Source organism: Microcystis sp. LE18-22.4A (assembly GCF_027531105.1).
Lineage (GTDB): Bacteria > Cyanobacteriota > Cyanobacteriia > Cyanobacteriales > Microcystaceae > Microcystis > Microcystis aeruginosa.
In genome coordinates, this window is sequence record NZ_JAPZRB010000623.1 from 1 (window position 1) to 18,822 (window position 18,822).

Sequence of the window (18,822 nt, forward strand, 5' to 3'; positions counted from 1 at the left end):
TGGAGTGATCGCGGGTAAAATTCAGGGACTTTTTCCCTGAATTTTAGGTAACTGACTACCTCAAAATCGGGAAAACCCTACACCCCACACCCCACACCCCACACCCTGCCCCCACCAACAAACTTTTTCAGCAGACCCTAAGTAGCCATTTTTCAGGAGAAAAGCGCTCAGGGCAGCGGGAAAGTCTGGATATTTGCCGATCGCTGTACTTTCGCCATAGATATCGAGACCCCAATCGGAGTTTTTATCGTAATTAGCGAGGAGAAATTGCCAAGCTTCTTCGTATTCTCCTAGGAGAATTTTTTGGGCGACATAACCAGCCAAAATGCCATTGACTTCGGCTTTTTCTTTTTTAGCTAACTGAAAGGCTTTCAACATTGCTGCTAAAGTTTTTCTTAATTCTTGGGGATATTTTCTAGTGACATCCGCTAATTTACCCTGTTGAAAAGTATAAACTTTGGAGGGAGGAAAAGAGGCGGCGTAGGAACTAAAAGCGTACAAAAAAGCATTATCAACGGTGACAAATTCATAATTGTTATCTCCATCTAAATCTTCAAAGGAACCACCACTACCATCTAAAAAACCCGTTTCTTCTCTAATAAATTTATCTTTTTGCCAAGTATAAATTACCAAAGATGTGCAGCAATGTGCGCCGCCGCTATAGGTGGAGACGATAATCTCATCGATGCCATTATTATCTAAATCTCTTAATTCGACATAGCCGGATCCAAAGGCACTATACCCGCTATTTTCCTGATAAATTTGCTCGTTATAAAAGATTTGATAAGAAACATTATTAATATCATAATTATCATCAACTCTCTCGTTTAGGTCGATGGGTTGATAGCTAACTTGTACCTTAATTTTCCCCGATCTAACCACTTGATTTGTTAGGGGTTGACCGGTATCAAAATCGAGTTTAGTCACGGCTAAACTCGCAGCTGCATTGCCCAAAAATTGAGATAATAAGCAGAAAATAAAGCAAGTTTTGCTAATATTCATCGGCCGATTCACAGAGAGATTAATTTCAGTGTATCTTACTTATTACCCCCGACAATCAGCCGTTAACTTTTCGAGAAAAACTATCTAGGGCTGGCTGAATAAATGTGAAATGTAGGCAAGGTAAGGGCTTTGTGGCTTTACGAGCGAAACAGGTGCAAGATTTTGAGAGAATCGTCGTTCAAAACCTGGCGTCTTCATCGGCCCGCGTCCTGTAGGGGCGAAGCATTCGGGCAATAACCTATCGGTGAAACCGTAGATTTTCTAACCGAATGCTTCGCCCGTACTTTTTGCCGCAAACCCTATTTATTCCAAAGTTTTAACGCTCAAAACTTGGGGGGGTGTGGCATCGGGGGGATAGAGAAAATCGAGATTAATGTCGCGTCTGGCTCCGGGGGGAAGTTCCACCTGTACTAAAGCTTCTCCCTGTTGTCCTTCCCGTTGAACGAGATGGAAAAAACGTTCCTCGGTGCGTCCCAGGGCGTTACGATAGGTAACGCGCACTGCACCCCGGAAAAATACCGGTCCCTGGACGGGTTCAACAAATAGCAAGCGATCGAGATAATTGTCTTCTTTAATTGGGGTTTGAATACTCAAAGCCACCACCTGGGTTTTGCTGGTATTGTTATATAGAGGTAAAGTCAGATAGTAGTGAACACCGTAGTTACCGTGAGCTTTGAAAGCCGTATCGGGATAACGCACTAACATGGGGGCGCTTTGAATTTGTCTGGTTCCGAAAGTAGCTGCTGTCACCGTACTTAAAGGATAGGCAAAAGCTTGACCGGGTTGAGGAATGGTGAGATTAATTCCCCCTTTGGGATCGACAATGCGGGTTGCCCATTCCGAACCGACAGAAATTCCGGCCACGCGACCATAAAAATTTCTTCTTCCAGGGAACCATTGATCGGGGGGAGTGGGGGGAAAATCGCGAGGAGCCGCTAAATCACCTCTAACTAATAGGGTACGCCATTCCTCTAGGGTAGGGGGACGAAAGGTTGCTATTTCCCGATCTTCGATTTTGACTTTTTGGGGAACTTCGTAGAGGGCTAAATTGGCCATATAGACCGGTCCATCGCTGTAGAGACGCAGGAGGGTCGAGCGGGCGCTACTTCTGGGGATAACCAGATCGAATAGCATCCGACTTTGGCCTGGGGGAATGACGATCTGGGCGGGAAATTGGGTATCATGGCGACGACGCATGATATCGCTGGCTAAACGGGAACCGGGACCGGAAAAAACTCGGCCGTTGGGATCTTCCACCAGAGAGGGTAAATCGACAAAAGGGGCATCGGCGGAGGTAACGTAACTGACTCCTTGCAGGATGCGGATAACCAGGTTTCTGGAGGTGGGATTAGTAACGATCAGGCCCTGGTGTAAGTCGCGATTGGGATCGGTTTGACGGGCGATGTGGTGGGTGAAAACGTCAAAACGTCCTTGTAGGGGATGATTGAGATGGGCTATGGGAAAACGTTTTCCTTTGCCGGGGAAAGTAGAGAGGAGAATTCCCTCTTTTTCTACGATTTCGGGACTATTGCTATTAAAAACCAGCACATCATTCAGTTGACCGGGTAACTGACGCACTTCCTGATATTGGGTGACTAATTTCCTCTCTATCTGGGGCAAGACCGAGGCGGACTGAGCTAAAAGAATAGTGGGTAAGAAAGAAAGCATAGAGATTCTATATTTATAGGATCTAATTAAGGGTGAGTCGATGGAGATATGAAGTTATACAACAATATAGGCGAGGGTGTCCGGGCGATCGATAAAGAATCTTAATATATTTTTCAGGCCTGATCAAGTCATGTCAGGGGTGATGTGAGCTAGGGGCGGTTTTATGGGTTAGCAAGGGAGAATACCCCTTGCTATTGCCGATTTTAACCGTTACGTTGACAGTGACGGGAGCTGCTCACCCTAGCTTTAAATTTCGCCGCGAATTTCTTCGACTATGCCATCTCTAAGGACGAGTTCCACATTCATTTTGGCTACTAAGTTATCGCCTTTTTCGACCCGGAAAAAGCTTTCTAGTTGTGCTTGGGCGACTTCTTGATTGAGTTCCAAGAGTTGTACCTGTTGCAATTGTTGCAGATACTGGTTTTTTTGTTCGAGAAACTCACTTTTCTGTTGATTGACTTGGATTTGAATATTGTCAATCTGTTGGGCAGCCGCGGGGGGTAAGGGGATCAGGCTCTGACGCTGAATTTCGGCGATCGCTCTTTGGCCTTGGGTTTCTAATTGTTGAATTTGTGCGTCAATTTGAGCCATTTGTGCTTGTAATTGCTGTTGTGCTTCTTCTTTCCAGCGCGGAGTCACGATGACTTTAATTGTCACCGGGCGTTTCAGTAATAAACTGGTTTGTGTGTCATCCATGATTTGCTTATCCTAAAAAGGTCTTTTTGTCAAGGGGTTAGGGAATATTTGCCGGAAATATTTACTTGGCAAACATCTCGTTAATCATATCGCGATAGCGTTGTGTTACTACCGGTCGTTTAATCTTTAAAGTTTGGGTCATCATGCCGTTTTCTTGGGAAAAAGGCTCTAAAATTAACTCAAAGGTTTTAATCTGGTCATCGGTACGATAACCGGGCCGATTTCTTACCTCGCGCTTTAATTCTTGTTGGTAGAGAGCTAAGACTTTTTTGCTGTAGAGATCGCTAGAAAGAATCGTGGAGCGATCGCTGTGAAGATCGGGTAAATTTAAGGATATTTTCTGTTCTTGCGCCCAATTGGCCAGTATATCAAGATTAGGCACGATCAAAGCCCCCAAAGCTTTTTGATCCTGTCCCACTAGCATAATTTGGGAGATAAAGGGACTGCGTAAACAAGCATCTTCAATCGGTTGCGGTTCGATATTTTCACCATTGCTCAAAACAATTGTATCTTTGGCCCGTCCGGTTAAGACTAAATCCCCAGCAGCGGTTAACCAACCAATATCACCGCTATCAAACCAACCATCGGGAGAAATCGCTTTTTCGGTTGCTTCGGGTTTTTTATAGTATCCCTGCATCACCTGCGGACCGCGAATCAAGACTAAACCGTGTTTTTCTGTCGGTAAGACTTCTTTGCTGTGTAAATCGACAATACAGATTTCTGTCTGAAGGACGGGACGACCGGCAGACCCGCGCAGGTTATGATCGATACGACGGACGGTAGCGACAGGAGAAGTTTCTGTCAGTCCATAACCAACTAAAATCGGGATTCCCGCAATCTCATAGAAAGTATCTAGATGTCTGGCTAAGGAACCACCGCCACTAACCAAGATTTTAACTTTATTTCCCACTGCTTGGCGAATTTTGCCATAAACTAGCTTATCACCGATGGCATGGAGGGGATAGAGTAAGAGGGATTGAATTCTTGCTTTTAGTCTTTCGATCCCGGAAGCGTGAAGGTGATCTAGACTGAGATTATCGGCGATACGTTTAGCAATAACGTACTTTTCCGACTTTTCTAGCAAAAATCGCACTAATTTCTGTTTTGTGGCCGGTTGTTCGCTAAATTGTTTTTGGATACCTTCGTAAAGGGATTCCCAAAGACGGGGAACTCCCACCATTAATTGCGGACTAAATTGCTTTAAATCCTGCTTAAAAGTGCGAATACTGGTATAAATCTGGGTGCAACCCTGAGCTAGACTGAAATACTCACAACTGCGCTCGTAGGAATGCCATGAAGGTAGTATACTTAAAACTCGATCGCCAGGATCCGGTTGAAAGATAGCATTTAAGTTGCGTACCTGATGCAGCAGATTACCGTGACTTAGCATCACCCCTTTTGGTTGTCCCGTCGTTCCCGATGTGTAGATGAGGGTAGCCAGATCATTTTCGCTCTTGGTGATGGGTTTAAGGGTGTTCTCAGCCCCGATCGCCATTAGTTGCTTGAAATTTAAGGTCTGCACGGAAATCGCCCCAGTAGCGGGGTCTTCGTCGGTGAGCAGCACGATTAATTTTAGGGGCAATTCAGGGATTTTCGCCAGCAATTTCCCTAAAGTTTTGTTATTTTCGACAATCAGCGTCTGACTGTCACTATCGGCCAGAATATAGGCTAATTCCTCTGCATCTGCTTGAGCAGATCGTACCGCGTTGGCGGCCCCGGCTGCCATGGAACCTTGGTCGGCAATAAACCACCGGGGACTATTATCGGCAAATAAAGCGACATTTTCGGTTTCTGTGACTCCTAATGCTTGTAAAGCGGCGGCAAATTGCTGAATTTGTTGATAAAGTTGCCGATAGGTGAGAATTACTTCTGGTTTACTGTGAGGATCTTGCAGGGCGATAATATTGGGGAAACGCTGGGCAACTATTGACCAAACTTCGGGTAAAGATTGAATATTTGAATAGTCAATTAGGGTTGTCATAGCAGTAGTTATAGAGGATTACAAGAGTAATAACATATAGATTAACCATTCGAGGCTCTTTTTGCTGGTTCTCCTAGACAGTATTTCAACAGGTATCTAATCCTGCAAAGTTGATTTCCTAGTCGAGACTCGGAGAGTGGAGACTTTTCGGTTATCGGTGAACAGTGAAGGGTAATCAGGGAATGTACTGTTACTTAATACTGCTTACTGATTACGGAAAAGGCTAACGGCTTAGATGTATAATTAATTTTGCCTAGGTAAGTGGTTCTAATTAAGTAGAAGATAGATTTTGCCTCTGATCCCCCCCACCCCTAGTAGGGTTGATTCATGAATCAACCCTACTATAAATCAACCCTACTATAAATCAACCCTACTATGAATCAACCCTACTATGAATCAACCCTACCCCTTAATAAGGGGAGCGCCGACAATTTTTAACACCTACCTGCTTAGGTACTTAATAAAGTTGTGATTAGGAGAAAAACCAATGATTGCTTTATCTAACTATAATAATCTCACTCCAGAAGAATATCTTCAGTTTGAAGAAAAAAGTCCCATTAAACACGAGTATATCGATGGGCAAATTTACGCCATGGCAGGGACGACGGATACTCATAATATTGTTTCGGGGAATATATACACAATTATTCGTAATCATTTGCGGGGTTCCGATTGTCGGGTTTATTTTGCCGATGTGAAAGTCAGATTAGAGAAGCGCAATCACTTTTATTATCCCGATATTATTGTCACCTGCGATGACAGAGATAGAGAAACCGCTACCTACAAAAGTTTTCCTAAATTGATTATTGAAGTTCTCTCCGATTCCACAGAAGCTTTTGACAGGGGTGATAAATTTAATGATTATCAAACTCTAGAAAGTTTAGAGGAATATGTCTTAGTGAATAGTAAACACCAACGAGTGGAAACTTTTCGACGGGGTGAACAGGGTTTATGGATTCTGCAAACCTATCAGGAAGAAAGTTTTAGTTTGCAGAGTATTAATCTGACGGCATCTTTTCGGGATTTATACGAGGATGTCACCCTAGAAACGGTTAATGATACTCCCCAAATTCCTTAAAAACCATGATTGCTTTATCTAACTATAACAATCTCACTCCAGAAGAATATCTTCAGTTTGAAGAAAAAAGTCCCATTAAGCATGAATATATCGATGGGCAAGTTTACGCCATGGCAGGGACGACGGATACTCATAATATTATCGGACTTAATTTCACTTTTATCATTCGTAATCATTTGCGGGGTTCCAATTGTCGGGTTTATTTTGCCGATGTGAAAGTCAAATTAGAGAAACGCAATCACTTTTATTATCCTGATATTCTTGTCACCTGCGATGACAGAGATAGGGAAACTGCTACCTACAAAAGTTTTCCTAAATTGATTATCGAAGTTCTCTCCGATTCTACAGAAGCTTTTGATAGGGGGGATAAATTTAATGATTATCAAACTCTAGAAAGTTTAGAGGAATATGTCTTAGTGAATAGTAAACACCAACGAGTGGAAACTTTTCGACGGGGTGAACAGGGTTTATGGATTCTGCAAACCTATCAGCAAGAAAGTTTTAGTTTGCAGAGTATTAATCTGACGGCATCTTTTCGGGATTTATACGAGGATGTCACCCTGGAAACGGTTAATTATTCCGTGGAAGAAATAGAATAAATCATTGTTTTTTACCGGGGGGAATAAAACGGATTTCAATTCTGCGTCTGCTTGCATCTGCGTCACGATTAACCGCAGCTAAGTTACCGGATGGGAGGTATAACTGTCCTGCGGAAAAAGCTCGAAATTTGACGTTTTTGAGTTTACCTGTGCTTTCGATTTCTTGCACTACTGCTAAAGCGCGCATTAATCCTAAATCAGTGTTAGAACCGGGTACTAGCATTTTAACAGATTGTTTTCTGCTGGCAACCGATTCGATATTTTTATCGAGATTACTTGTCTTCTGTATTCCTTGTCCGTCGGTGTGTCCAATTACTTGAATAAAGTCGATTTCTCTGTCTTTGGTAATGGTTTCGATAGCGGGAATAATGCGCTGACGAATATAGGTTTTTAAAGCAGGGTTTAATTCAGCACTTCCCGACTGAAATTTGAATTTTCCTGATTTTTCATCGATAACTATGGGGGTTGCTGTTTGCAGTTTTCGGTTAGCTTCCTCCAGTTTGCTGATGAGATTATAGGACTGAAAAAGTGCCAAGAGGAGAAATAAACTCAGAATCATGAAAGCATTGGACATTAAATCGGTAAATGCGGGATAAACATCCACCGATTTATCTTCATCCCGGTAGTAGGTACGTCTAGACATAATTGCTTAGAATTTGTTAGTGAAGTTATCAAATATAGTCTTAATCCCCTTCTCAACATCTTTTTGAGGAGGATTAGGGATTGTCTCAAAAAGTTCTTCCATCTCATCCTTAAGTTTTTCTATCTTATCCTTTAAGTTAGAAAATTCAGAAAGTTCTTCCATCTTATTATTTAAGTTAGAAAAGTCAGAACGCATATCGTTAATTTTCTCCAGTTCTGCTAAACATTTGTGAATTTCTCCATAGATGTGTTCAATCATTTTTTGATTTGATTTATTTTCCTTAGCGATAACTTTCTCTAACTTATCTCGCAAAGATTCTAAGTTAGCAGTTAATTGACTGGTGTTGGTGTTCACTGCGTTAATTACTTGAGAAAAATCTGATTTAAGGCTGCCAAATTGATTGGCTGTTTTCTCAATAGATTGGGAAACTGCTTTTAATTGTTCTGAGTTCTTAGTTAATTTATCATCAACTACCATCCCTAAGTTATTGCTTAAAAGGTTTAAATCAGACTGTAAGCTTTCCTTGACTTGAGTAAGTTGCTCTGTCACTGTACCAATTAACTGAGACAAGTTAGCATTAGTCACCTCTGGATTATTACTAGAGCGCTCAATGCCATGGGAAGCAGTGAGGATTTTATCGGAGGTTTGGGATAGTCTTTGCTCAAGACGATTGATAAGTTGATTGCCTAATTGTTTCGACTCGGAGTTAAAACTGTCTTGATAGGTTTTCACGGTTTCGATTAATTTTACTAATTCTCCTTGAATGTTGGATAACTTTTCTTGTTCGGTGACTGAGCGTTGCTGATTTTGTTCTAGGATTTTCTCAGAGACTTGAGTAACTTGCTCTGTCACTGTATCAATTAACCGAGACAAGTTAGCATTAGTCACATCGAGATTATTACTAGAGCGCTCAATCCCATGGGAAGCAGTGAGAATTTTATCGGAGGTTTGGGAGAGTCTTTCATCGAGACGATTGATAAGTTGGTTTCCTAATTGTTTCGACTCGGAGTTAAAGCTGTCTTGATAGGTTTTCACAGTTTCGATTAATTTTACTAATTCTCCCTGGATGTTAGATAACTTTTCTTGTTCGGTGACTGAGCGTTGCTGATTTTGTTCTAGGATTGTCTCAGATTTTTGATTCAAGTCAGTAATTTTTATTCCTAACTCAACCATAGTTGTCATTGAACGCTGGAAGTCTTGAGTTAAAGAAGCTAGAGATTGAGTTGATTGGTTTAAATCTGTAGTAGAATTGGCAAACTGTTGATGAGCAGTCATTAAATCTGCGGTTGCTTGCACTAACTTATCAGCAAATTGACTACTTTCGATTTTTTCGGAAGCTTCCAGAAAACCTAGCGCACTATTTTGTAATTTTTGAGAAGATTCTTGGATATTTAAATACACTTGTTCTGCTAAATCGTTAGCTCTTTTATTACTGCTGATAATCTCCCCGATATTCTGCTCTAGTAGTGCAGTGGATTGAGAAAATCTCCCTTGAGTTTCTGCTAAACTAGCGGTAAACCTTTCGATATTACCAGAGAAGTTGCTTTTTTCAATTAACTCTGACGCTTGTTTAAAAAGCAGTACACTATTTTTTAGTTCCTGAGAGGATTGTGTAAACTCTCGGTTTGCTTGCGTGATAATTGGTACTTGCTCGTTAAGTTCAAAAGCTGAACGCTGAAAAGTCGTCGCACCGGTAGATAAAGTTCCCGCAGTTTCAGTTAATCTTTCACAAACCTGGGTGACTAACTTAGCTGTTTCCTGATTACCATCAGCAATTTCTTTGGCAACTTTTCCTAAAGAAGATTCTAATACTCTCGTCACCTCAGTATGAAAGTTAGTCAGAAATGCTTGCTGTTTATCCACCATGCGATTAACCGCTTTATCCAAGCGACTATTCCCTTCTACAGTCGGCTGCAAGATGTTATCTAAATAGTCTTCTAGGGAACTAATTAGATTTACTTTAGCAAGGTTGGTATTAAAGATTAAGTTAATCACAGTCAGTAAAGAACTACAAGCTAAACCAATTAAGCTAGTGATAAAAGCAATCCCCATACTTTCTAGGGGAGTTTTGAGCTTTTCTCCTAAACTTTGCACATCGACATTATTGATATCGATAAGTGTGCTAATTCCCGTCAGATTGAGAGTAATTCCGAGGAAAGTTCCCAACAAACCAAAAGCGAGGAGGAGATTGGGTAAGACTCTTACAAAATAATCCCATTTCTCGCAGCTAAGAGATTTAGACATGAAAGTAAATTGTTCTTCATGGTATAAACCATCTACCAAAGCTGCGGTATTAACATCATCTAGTTGACTACTGGCTATCTTAAATCTATTCTCTAGATTAGAGATAATTTTAGGTTGAACCCCGCGACTTTCTCCCCGAATTAAGCGCTTGACTTTTACAGTTGACTCTTGGAGATGTTTATAGAGAGCAATCCGGATTCCCAGAGTTAAGACGGTGGGAAAAATAACCAAGACTAGAGTTAAAAGAATCAGATAGGGGGGAAAAAGGTTAAGTAATGCCATGATAGTTATTAGATACCTCGAATTGTGGTTGATAGAGAGAGTTGGGGGTGAATGTTTCCTCAGATAGCTGGGGAAACATCATTAAGATTGATTAATTTTATCATTCATCAGTAGTGCTAACCTCTGGGGGTAAACTGGGTTGACTAATGTTATTGTTTGTTCCCAGTAAAGTTTGTTGCTTTTGCTGTTGTTTGTCTAGTTTTTTCTGTTCAGCAGCACGTTTTTCTAGTTCCATTTTCAGTTGATTAACAAAACGGGTGATAATTCCTTCTTTTGCCTCCTGTTGAGCATTTCCATCTTGTCCAGCTACCTTATTCTTGTAGCGAGAATTGGGATGATGGTCGGGTAAATTTTTGACATTGTTGACAAAATAGCTGACGTTCTGAAAATAATCACCCTCGTTAGTAAATAATAGAGGAGGATTAGCCAAAATATCATTTTTTGCCTGATTAAGCAGTACCTGCAAAGCATTAATCATGTCCTTACGAGAAGCAAATTGTTCTAAAGCAAGTCGCCAATTACCGCTAATGTCAATAATGGACTTATTGTTAAATAAATCGCCTTCGATGACTAATTGATAAGTATCATCCTCCTCATCGTATTCTAGTAAACCGAGAGCAATTGCGGGATAGAAAATAAACTCTAATTCCTCAATTAATTTGGCAGGTGGTGGAATAATATCAGCAAAATCTATCCTGTAATCATTGTGTAAAATGCTGATTCTCTTTTGGTCTTGATAGATTTTTTGTAACCCAGATAAATCAGTAATGATTCTTAGGGAAAACCCACCAAACTCGTAGGTAATTAGGATTTCTTCGTCGGTTTGAATTGATTCAAAAGAAGTCCCCAGATTAATATTTAAATCAGATTCAAGAGTCTTCATAAATCTTTGCATGGTGGGTGAATTATCATCCTTAGTCCCAATTAGCAATGCTTTATCTGTATGCAAACGATAGTAAGCATCATTAACATTTATGGGTAACATTAAATCAGCTTCTCGCAGAATTTGCGCCAAGCGTTCAGGAAAATCATGTGGTCTATATTGACCCATAAATCGCTTAATTACTGCATCAATTTTATTAGTGCTTACTGATTGAAACTGTTTCTCTATTGTTGCTGTTAGAGTCTCTTTGAGAGTTTCATTGTCAATAACAAAAGATTGGCTAAATAAACTGAATAGGGAAGCATTATAGCCTAAATTATTGGTGACTTTTTGGCTAACGGAAATGTATTGAGTTCGGGAGTTACTGTCAGGGATACAGTTATCAATATTCTCCTCTGGGAAAATACCTTCCCCAGTCATCTCGTCGAGATTTAACTGCATTAACTCCTGTTCGTATTTATCGTATTCTGCGATTAGCTGATATAGGGATTCTTTCAGTTGTTGTATCTGCAGCATTCGACTGGAAATATGCTTGAGAATCGCTTCAACAATCTTTCTAGATTCGCGATTGATGCTGAAATTAAAGTTATGCTGAATTAATTTTTGTCCGCTTTGAACGTAGTCTCTTAACTCGGACTTGATTCTCTCACTATTGGCATTTTTATTGAACATCTTGAAGACAGACTTTTTCCCGTTTATATCTTCGAGAGTTTGTTTGAGATTTCGCCAAATGTTATCAATTTTTTCCGAGGAATGAAACCCTTTATTATCCTGAGATAATTCCTCTAGATTCCCCTTGTAGGTATTAATCTGTACTTGTAAAGCGACCAAAAAAGATAGGCTATTTTCCAAAGAAAATTCTAAGCTATCAGGATTAAGAAGAATCTCCAAAAATTGGTCAATATCTGACTTAAATTTTTCAATTAACTTGGGTTGAGTTTGTTGGGTCAGAGTTAACCAGATTCCGCGACTGCTATCTGTTTCTCCCCCTTGTACTTTGCGAAACTCTTTTTCTAGGGATTGCTTGACGGTTTGGGGTAAATTCTCCAAATCTTGACTATTGGATATTTCTTCCTCTAGGGAATTTTTCCAAGAGGTTAAAGTCTTAGAAAAAGTTTTATTATTCTCTAGGGTTGCTTCTTCCAATCTGGCAGTAAAATAATCCTTATTACTTTGGGTACTCCAATTAGCTAGGAACTTACTTAATAACTCTTGTCCACTGGGACTTTGACCATATCCCTCTAACCAAAATTTAATTAATTTGAGCGTAAAACGATTGAGACCAATCTGCACAATTCGGTCGCGAGTAAAATAAATCCTCGCTAGTCCAAAGGACATATAACCTTGACACATCTGAAAAGGATGATTATCTTTACGAATCATCGGGTCTTTATAGTTATCCCGATTGCTTTTGATGTGAGGAGATAACTCATCGGCAAAATCCAAGAAAATTTTGTAAGCAATGACATTACATAATTTACCTTTATTATTAATCCGGTAATCTCCCGCAGTGCGATTAGAAACTAAGTAGGCAAAATCAAAAGGAGAACGTTTTTCATCGATGTTGACGAAATTTTGTTTATCATAACAGACTTGAAAGGAATTACTTTCATTGGTATAATGGTCTAACTCTTTCAAAGCTGCATAGGTATTAGCTCTCATAATTGCGCCATCACCATAAAGTTTAGGACTAATTACCAAATAACCAAAGGATGTATATTCGGCGGTTTGTTGTAAAATATGACGCAAAGTGTAGGCCACATCGAGGAAAATGCCGCTACCAGTTCCCCCACACAAAGAACCGACAACAAAGACATTTAAACCCTCTTGGACATTAAAACTTTGACCGTTAACTTTACCGCTAAACATAAAGGGTTCATGACCAGAAGTTCGTCTTTCCGCTGCTTCAATTGCCTCTTGAATTTTTTGATAGTTATGGAAGAAAGCTAAACGACCGACGGGACGAATACCTCCCGCACCATTTTCAATGGCAGTTATTTGTTTTTTTAGTCTTGGGTCTAACCAGCTTTCAATATGGGAAAAGGGACTTTCAAAAAGGGTTTGGTGTTCAAGTTCATAGGTGAGATTGTTAACATCCTGAGCATTCATATTAATGAATACTCTTTCAGCAGCTGATAAAAGAATTTCTTCTCCGTGATAGCTATTTCCTGTGGGTAAACCCGAACCATTGAAAGCGTTTTTGTCTGTGTCAATATGAACAAAACTGACAACGGGTAGGTTAGATAACTTCCCATACTTATCAATAATAAAGCGACGAATTCTCATTAACACATCTCGACCAGTACCACCTAATCCGATGATAATTGTCCGTTTGATAGCGCGGGTTTGACTGGTGTTAGCCATGGTTTAAATCTCCTGAGTTATTTTTTGCTAATCTGAATTTGTAGGTCGAAATCTTGATGGTTATGGTGATAGGTTAAAGTCAGGTAATTTTTATCTATCTTCACCTCCTGAGTTAGTTGATTACCTCGATAAAAAATCTCTGCTTGTTTAGTGGGTTTCAGATATAACTGATTGCCGCGTCTTTCTAAATAGCAGCGAATTTCTTCCCCATGACAAGGAATGGTATTCTTATGATATTCATCACCACCGATGTTAATTCTTTCGGATGTTTTTAAAATATATTTTTGGGTTTCATTGTCATCATCATTAGATGAGACTTTAATAGTCCAAGCAGTATTTAACCGCAACCAGTGACGAATTCCCAAAATACTCGCTACTATTCCCCCAATTCCCATTAATGTAATTACCAATGCTGGCAACCATAACTGACTCAAGAGATAAGGATTAATCAAACAGGTTTCTTGTCCTCCCGGTGCGGGAGTGCAAAACTCTTGTGCTGTGGGAGCAATATCGACAACTGATAGTTTATATTTATTGCCGTTAGTGGCAGTAATTTCTTGAGTTCTTAGATTAATTGGTAGGGAATTAAGCCAGTTTTGTCTTTCCAAACTTTCGGGAGAATTAGCAAGACGAAAAGGGCTATTTTTTGGGGTTTCTATCCACTGTTGTGAAGTAATCCCCTCGGCAGTAGAAAGGGGTGCATCGGTAATCCAAACTACCGACTGGGGTTTGATAGCTTGATTGGCAGTTAAACGACACTGATTTAAGCGTGCCAGTCGGGGATAAACGTGCCATTCTGCGCGCTGAATATCGGTATTTTTAGCACTTTGGCTAGATTGCCAAGGAATTGACTTTAAAACCGCGTCTATATCTTCCCTTCCGCGAATTAAAATCGGTTCTGTAATCGGTTGAACATTATCAGCAAAGGGGACTAAATAAACGGAATCGTTATTTTTTAAACTATCGCGAATAATTTGACCGAGGCGCGTGCGTCCTTCATCATTAAAGTTAACACTGCCGGTAAGATCGATCGCTAGGATAACATCTCGTCCCTGCCAACGAGCCACCAAATCTAATCCGAGTTTTTGCCAATCGGTAAGCGGTTCCCCGGGGGATACCGTTAAACAGTCAGCACTTTTCATTTAGCCTCGTTCGAGAGTGAAAAATTGAGCTTATCCCTATTCTTCCGCCATTGTACTAAAAAAATAATACTTCTTAAAAGTTTTTTTCGCTTTTATTCTCGATTTGCTCTAAGTTATTGTCAATAGTAACCATAGACTAAAATAAATTTTAAAGTTAAGCTGCCCGCGCATTTAAATTGCTTGTTGAGATAAGGCACTCTTGCAAGGGGGAGATTTAGCGGTTAAAATGTGTCCTAGCTTATCATCTAACCACCTAATCCTAATTCTCGTCTTAGCAATTGAATTGATTTATCCCCAATATAATTATCACTACAGATAATTTCTGGCAGACGAATTAAATCCGATCGCACTTCATTAATCAGATTTTTAATTAAAGTATAACTCGCTTGATCACTGATAATTGTCTGGGAAGTTCGGGCTAAAACTTTTAACTTATCCGTTTCATGAATTTGGGCAGACATAACTAATAAATCATCGCCCCGTAAACTATGAATTAAAATTTCGGCCACCTTAATAATACCGGTGCTAATACTGACAATCCCCAAACGGCTATCGGTGGGTAATTTTTTGATTAATGCCAATTCCTTGCTGTAATCGTAGATATCGATGGGAATGACTCGTAGGTGAAAAGGAGCGGCAATTTCCTCCGCCACACTGATAAAATAGCGACTGGTGACAACAGTGGCAGATTTAGTATTGGCTAAAACTTGGGCTAAATCCTCCATTGCCACTAATTGGACGGGAATTTTGAGGGATTGCTCTAATTCTCTCAACATTAGTTTTCCTGCACCCAAATCGTGACGGGGAATGGTGACAAGAACTTGAGAACGACACTGCGATCGCCAATCGATTTCCGCCAGTAATAACTCGCGAATTTGCTCTAAAGTTAAACCTTGAGCGAGAAAACCAGCCAAACTCTGGCGAATTAGTCGGCCTATTTCTGGATTTTGTTCCAATAGGGGTGAACCCAATAAATTATCGTTTTCATGCCCGCGAGCCTTGACATAAATCCCCGAACCTGCTATGGATTCTACTAACCCATCGTCTTCCAGTTGCTGATAAATTTTACTGATCGTATTACGGTGTAATCCCGTGATCATAGCTAGTTGACGGGTACTAGGTAAACGATGTCCCGGGGGATACTGACGAGAGGCGATAGCGAAGCGAATTTGGTCAAATAATTGCTTAGAGGCGGGTATTTCACTGTCTGGCTGGATTTGGAACTGCATCGGATCACTTCACTCACAAACTACTTTCGCTGATGCCCATTCTATCATTAGACCCTCTGCTGTAATCGGACATCTTCCCTGATCTGATGGGTTTCCGAGGCAGTATTCAGGAGCCAGAAGCAGCAAACACCAAGATATTATTTATTTAAACTAGAAAAGCTACTTTTTTACTTAAAAATAGTTAAAACAATCATTTTAATCCGTCCCCGAAATCCCACTCATGGGGTAGATAGTCATACCAAATCCGTTTTTAATAGTGTGATTAACTCTCAAGTTATGAATTGTTTCTCCCCACACCCCACTTCCCTATCACCCCATTTCCCCCCGCAACGCGCACGCAGTGACCCCCCCACTATCCTATACTTTTTGAACAGGATTTAGTATCAACAGCTGATTAAGGGGATTGATCCTCGTGGAGAAGTTTTAAGCGATCGCTCAAGGTTTTGGTTAAGCGGACAGTTTCCCGTTTTAGCGAATTTTGTTGATAATCAAGCACATTAATCCCTTGACCGATGTTTACTGTCGCTTCGCTTCCCCATCCGGGGTAAGGCTGATTATAACTAATGCTTACCGGCAAAATCTTGATATCTGCATCGGGTTTCATGGTCTTAACTTCCAACGCGATCCGCGCTACCCCCGGTTTAAGAGGATGAACCACTCGATCGCGACAGATACCCCCTTCCGGAAAAATCGCCACCATTTCCCCCGCGGCCAAAAGTTCGACGCTATGGACCAGACTACCCATACCGGGGTGATCGGTGTTGACGGGAAAACCCCCCAAACGTCGGATAAACCAACCTTGCACCCCTTTCATCTCGTTAGCGGAAACCATAAAGCGCAAATCGCGTCTACTAACTAAGCGTCCCACCGCGTAGGGTAAAATCAGCGCATCCCAACGGGACCGATGGGTAGGTGCAAGGATGACCCCCCCCGTTAGGGGAATATTTTCTTGGCCTGTCACCGTTATTTTGCCGAAAAAAGCCGGTAAAACCAGATAATTTCCCAGAAAATAACAAAAGCGAATTAAACAGGGATTAATTCGGGAATTGACAGCAGGACTTTTTCTAATGGTGAGGGACTCGTCAACGATAGTGCTTTGAGACATCCGAGTGTTAGGAAAGATCGAGACTTTCTGACCACTTCTACTTTAGTCTAGTTGTCTGGGGGGTCGCCATCTTGTCCTGACCAGTTCGGCAATTGTCTTGGGGGATTAAGGGTTAGGATTGGGGTTGTACTCCCGATCCTACTGGTGCGATCGAGTTTAATTGCAAAGAGGGATGATCTTCTTTGACTTGCTGTAAATTCCACTCATTTTTGAATAATAAGACGGGACGACCCCAATAATCTTTGACGGTTAAAGTATTAAAGAGTTTACCTGCTTTTTCTAAAGCGGCCCAACCCCCGGCGACCCAACGGGCTAAACTATAGGCTAGGGGTTCGAGGGTAGTTTCGACTCCGTACTCGCTTAAAAGACGGAATTGCACCACTTCAAACTGTAATTGACCGACGGCGGCTAAAATTGGGTCGCGTTTAAATTCATCGATCGAGGATAATATCTGTACGGCCCCTTCTTCCTGTAATTCCGAGACTCCTTTTTGAAACTGTTTGAACTTGGAAGGGTTAGGATTTCTGAGATAGGCGAATAATTCCGGAGAAAAACAGGGAATACCTTCGTATTCGAGCTTTTTACCCATATAAATGGTATCACCGATCGCAAAGACCCCGGGGTTATTCAATCCGATCACATCTCCGGGATAAGCTTCTTCAATAACTGCCCGATCTTGGGCAAAAAGTTTCTGAGGACGGGATAAACGGATAGTTTTACCGGTTCTAGCGTGGTTTACTACCATATCCTTCTCGAATTTCCCCGTACATACCCGCACAAAGGCCACCCGGTCGCGATGTTTGGGATCCATGTTTGCTTGCAGTTTGAAGACAAAACCGGTGAAATCGGGATAGGTGGGATCAAGGACACCGAGGGAGGAATTGCGTCCTCTGGGTGGTAATCCATAGTCGAGGAAGGATTCTAGGAATAATTTCACCCCAAAATTGGTCATGGCGCTACCAAAAAAGATCGGGGTCATTTCTCCTGCGTGGACTGCTGGCAAATCCAATTCTGCACCCAATTCCGAGAGCAGTTCTATATCCTCTTTTAACTGGTAATACAGGTCTTTTTCGAGATAATCCTCAATTTTGGGGTCGCCAAGCTCGATCACGGTTTCCTGCGCCTCCTGAGAGCCGTGGGAGCGACGTTCAAACAGGTGTATAGTTCGGGTGGCCCGATCAAAAACTCCCCGAAAGCGATCGCCAATTCCGATCGGCCAATTGACGGGATAGGTCTGTAATCCTAATTCTCGCTCGATTTCGTCCAATAAATCCAGAGGTTCGCGGCCGGGGCGATCCATTTTGTTAACAAAGGTAAAGATAGGCAACTGACGCAGTTTGCACACTTCAAAGAGTTTTCTCGTTTGCGGTTCCAAACCTTTGGCCGCGTCGATTAACATCACCGCATTATCGGCAGCGGCTAGGGTACGATAGGTATCTTCGCTAAAATCTTGGTGGCCGGGAGTATCGAGGAGATTAATCTGAAAATCACGATAATCGAACTGTAAAACCGTGGAAGTAATCGAAATTCCCCGTTGTTTTTCCATTTCCATCCAGTCGGAGGTGGCTTTGCGTTGGTCGCGTCTTGCTTTGACTGCACCCGCTTGATGGATTGCACCCCCGTATAGTAACAGTTTTTCGGTCAGGGTGGTCTTTCCTGCGTCAGGGTGGGAGATAATGGCAAAATTTCGCCGTTTTTCCAAGACAGCTTCGCTGGTTTCTAGTTCTTTTTCAATTTCGGTCGTCATTCTAATTTCGATCGCTTTCATTAGGGGTCGAGAAGGTCGTCACCGACCTCCCCTCCCATTCAGAACCGTGCGTGAGACTTTCGCCTCACACGGCTCCTAGTTTGACTGTTCCCTTGTTAAGGATACCGCTTGACTTCTTTTGGTTTGGTCTAGTATTAT

13 protein-coding genes are annotated in these 18,822 nt (G+C 41.4%); 2 read left to right on the forward strand and 11 right to left on the reverse strand.

The window, feature by feature from the left end; genetic code table 11:
* Positions 1–60: 60 nt before the first annotated feature.
* From O9295_RS26600 to O9295_RS26615, 4 genes are all read right to left on the reverse strand, one after another.
* The gene (locus tag O9295_RS26600; protein ID WP_288036267.1) at positions 61–1,002 is read right to left on the reverse strand and encodes a hypothetical protein; all 942 of its coding nucleotides are present in this window, start codon (positions 1,000–1,002) and stop codon (positions 61–63) included.
* Positions 1,003–1,305: 303 nt separating this feature from the next.
* The gene (locus tag O9295_RS26605) at positions 1,306–2,670 is read right to left on the reverse strand and encodes a DUF3370 domain-containing protein (protein ID WP_287972055.1); all 1,365 of its coding nucleotides are present in this window, start codon (positions 2,668–2,670) and stop codon (positions 1,306–1,308) included.
* Between the two features lie 246 nt (positions 2,671–2,916).
* Entirely contained in the window at positions 2,917–3,366 is a 450-nt protein-coding gene (locus O9295_RS26610; RefSeq protein WP_288036269.1) for a YlqD family protein, read from the reverse strand.
* A 61-nt stretch (positions 3,367–3,427) separates the two neighbouring features.
* Positions 3,428–5,347, reverse strand: coding sequence for a long-chain fatty acid--CoA ligase (locus tag O9295_RS26615; RefSeq protein ID WP_288036271.1), 1,920 nt, complete (start codon positions 5,345–5,347; stop codon positions 3,428–3,430).
* 487 nt (positions 5,348–5,834) lie between these two features.
* Here O9295_RS26615 and O9295_RS26620 point away from each other — a divergent pair, with 487 nt between their 5' ends.
* Positions 5,835–6,425: a Uma2 family endonuclease gene (locus O9295_RS26620; protein WP_288036273.1), complete on the forward strand. Its 591-nt coding sequence runs from the start codon at positions 5,835–5,837 to the stop codon at positions 6,423–6,425.
* Between the two features lie 5 nt (positions 6,426–6,430).
* On the forward strand, positions 6,431–7,024 hold the full coding sequence (locus tag O9295_RS26625; RefSeq protein ID WP_288036274.1) for a Uma2 family endonuclease: 594 nt from the start codon (positions 6,431–6,433) through the stop codon (positions 7,022–7,024).
* Between the two features lies 1 nt (position 7,025).
* Here O9295_RS26625 and O9295_RS26630 read toward each other — a convergent pair whose 3' ends face one another.
* From O9295_RS26630 to prfC, 7 genes are all read right to left on the reverse strand, one after another.
* Positions 7,026–7,667, reverse strand: coding sequence for an OmpA family protein (locus tag O9295_RS26630; RefSeq protein ID WP_150976362.1), 642 nt, complete (start codon positions 7,665–7,667; stop codon positions 7,026–7,028).
* 6 nt (positions 7,668–7,673) lie between these two features.
* Positions 7,674–10,193 carry a methyl-accepting chemotaxis protein gene (locus O9295_RS26635; protein ID WP_288036276.1) on the reverse strand — a complete coding sequence of 840 codons (2,520 nt, stop codon included), beginning with the start codon at positions 10,191–10,193 and terminating at the stop codon, positions 7,674–7,676.
* A 100-nt stretch (positions 10,194–10,293) separates the two neighbouring features.
* Positions 10,294–13,440 carry a tubulin-like doman-containing protein gene (locus O9295_RS26640; protein WP_288036278.1) on the reverse strand — a complete coding sequence of 1,049 codons (3,147 nt, stop codon included), beginning with the start codon at positions 13,438–13,440 and terminating at the stop codon, positions 10,294–10,296.
* A 17-nt stretch (positions 13,441–13,457) separates the two neighbouring features.
* Positions 13,458–14,582 carry a vWA domain-containing protein gene (locus O9295_RS26645; protein WP_288036280.1) on the reverse strand — a complete coding sequence of 375 codons (1,125 nt, stop codon included), beginning with the start codon at positions 14,580–14,582 and terminating at the stop codon, positions 13,458–13,460.
* Between the two features lie 245 nt (positions 14,583–14,827).
* Positions 14,828–15,811, reverse strand: a complete 984-nt coding sequence (locus tag O9295_RS26650) for a GntR family transcriptional regulator (protein ID WP_079206489.1) — start codon at positions 15,809–15,811, stop codon at positions 14,828–14,830.
* 394 nt (positions 15,812–16,205) lie between these two features.
* Entirely contained in the window at positions 16,206–16,916 is a 711-nt protein-coding gene (locus tag O9295_RS26655; RefSeq protein WP_012268067.1) for a lysophospholipid acyltransferase family protein, read from the reverse strand.
* 112 nt (positions 16,917–17,028) lie between these two features.
* Positions 17,029–18,663 (reverse strand): peptide chain release factor 3, encoded by a 1,635-nt coding sequence (gene prfC, locus O9295_RS26660; RefSeq protein WP_147068784.1) that lies wholly within the window; start codon positions 18,661–18,663, stop codon positions 17,029–17,031.
* Between the last annotated feature and the right edge of the window lie 159 nt (positions 18,664–18,822).

What these genes read in the sequence shown, in the direction of transcription:
- O9295_RS26600 (WP_288036267.1), bottom strand. Translation starts at nt 1,002, where the DNA reads ATGAATATTAGCAAAACTTGCTTTATTTTCTGCTTATTATCTCAATTT.
- O9295_RS26605 (WP_287972055.1), bottom strand. Translation starts at nt 2,670, where the DNA reads ATGCTTTCTTTCTTACCCACTATTCTTTTAGCTCAGTCCGCCTCGGTC.
- O9295_RS26610 (WP_288036269.1), bottom strand. Translation starts at nt 3,366, where the DNA reads ATGGATGACACACAAACCAGTTTATTACTGAAACGCCCGGTGACAATT.
- O9295_RS26615 (WP_288036271.1), bottom strand. Translation starts at nt 5,347, where the DNA reads ATGACAACCCTAATTGACTATTCAAATATTCAATCTTTACCCGAAGTT.
- O9295_RS26620 (WP_288036273.1), top strand. Translation starts at nt 5,835, where the DNA reads ATGATTGCTTTATCTAACTATAATAATCTCACTCCAGAAGAATATCTT.
- O9295_RS26625 (WP_288036274.1), top strand. Translation starts at nt 6,431, where the DNA reads ATGATTGCTTTATCTAACTATAACAATCTCACTCCAGAAGAATATCTT.
- O9295_RS26630 (WP_150976362.1), bottom strand. Translation starts at nt 7,667, where the DNA reads ATGTCTAGACGTACCTACTACCGGGATGAAGATAAATCGGTGGATGTT.
- O9295_RS26635 (WP_288036276.1), bottom strand. Translation starts at nt 10,193, where the DNA reads ATGGCATTACTTAACCTTTTTCCCCCCTATCTGATTCTTTTAACTCTA.
- O9295_RS26640 (WP_288036278.1), bottom strand. Translation starts at nt 13,440, where the DNA reads ATGGCTAACACCAGTCAAACCCGCGCTATCAAACGGACAATTATCATC.
- O9295_RS26645 (WP_288036280.1), bottom strand. Translation starts at nt 14,582, where the DNA reads ATGAAAAGTGCTGACTGTTTAACGGTATCCCCCGGGGAACCGCTTACC.
- O9295_RS26650 (WP_079206489.1), bottom strand. Translation starts at nt 15,811, where the DNA reads ATGCAGTTCCAAATCCAGCCAGACAGTGAAATACCCGCCTCTAAGCAA.
- O9295_RS26655 (WP_012268067.1), bottom strand. Translation starts at nt 16,916, where the DNA reads ATGTCTCAAAGCACTATCGTTGACGAGTCCCTCACCATTAGAAAAAGT.
- prfC (WP_147068784.1), bottom strand. Translation starts at nt 18,663, where the DNA reads ATGACGACCGAAATTGAAAAAGAACTAGAAACCAGCGAAGCTGTCTTG.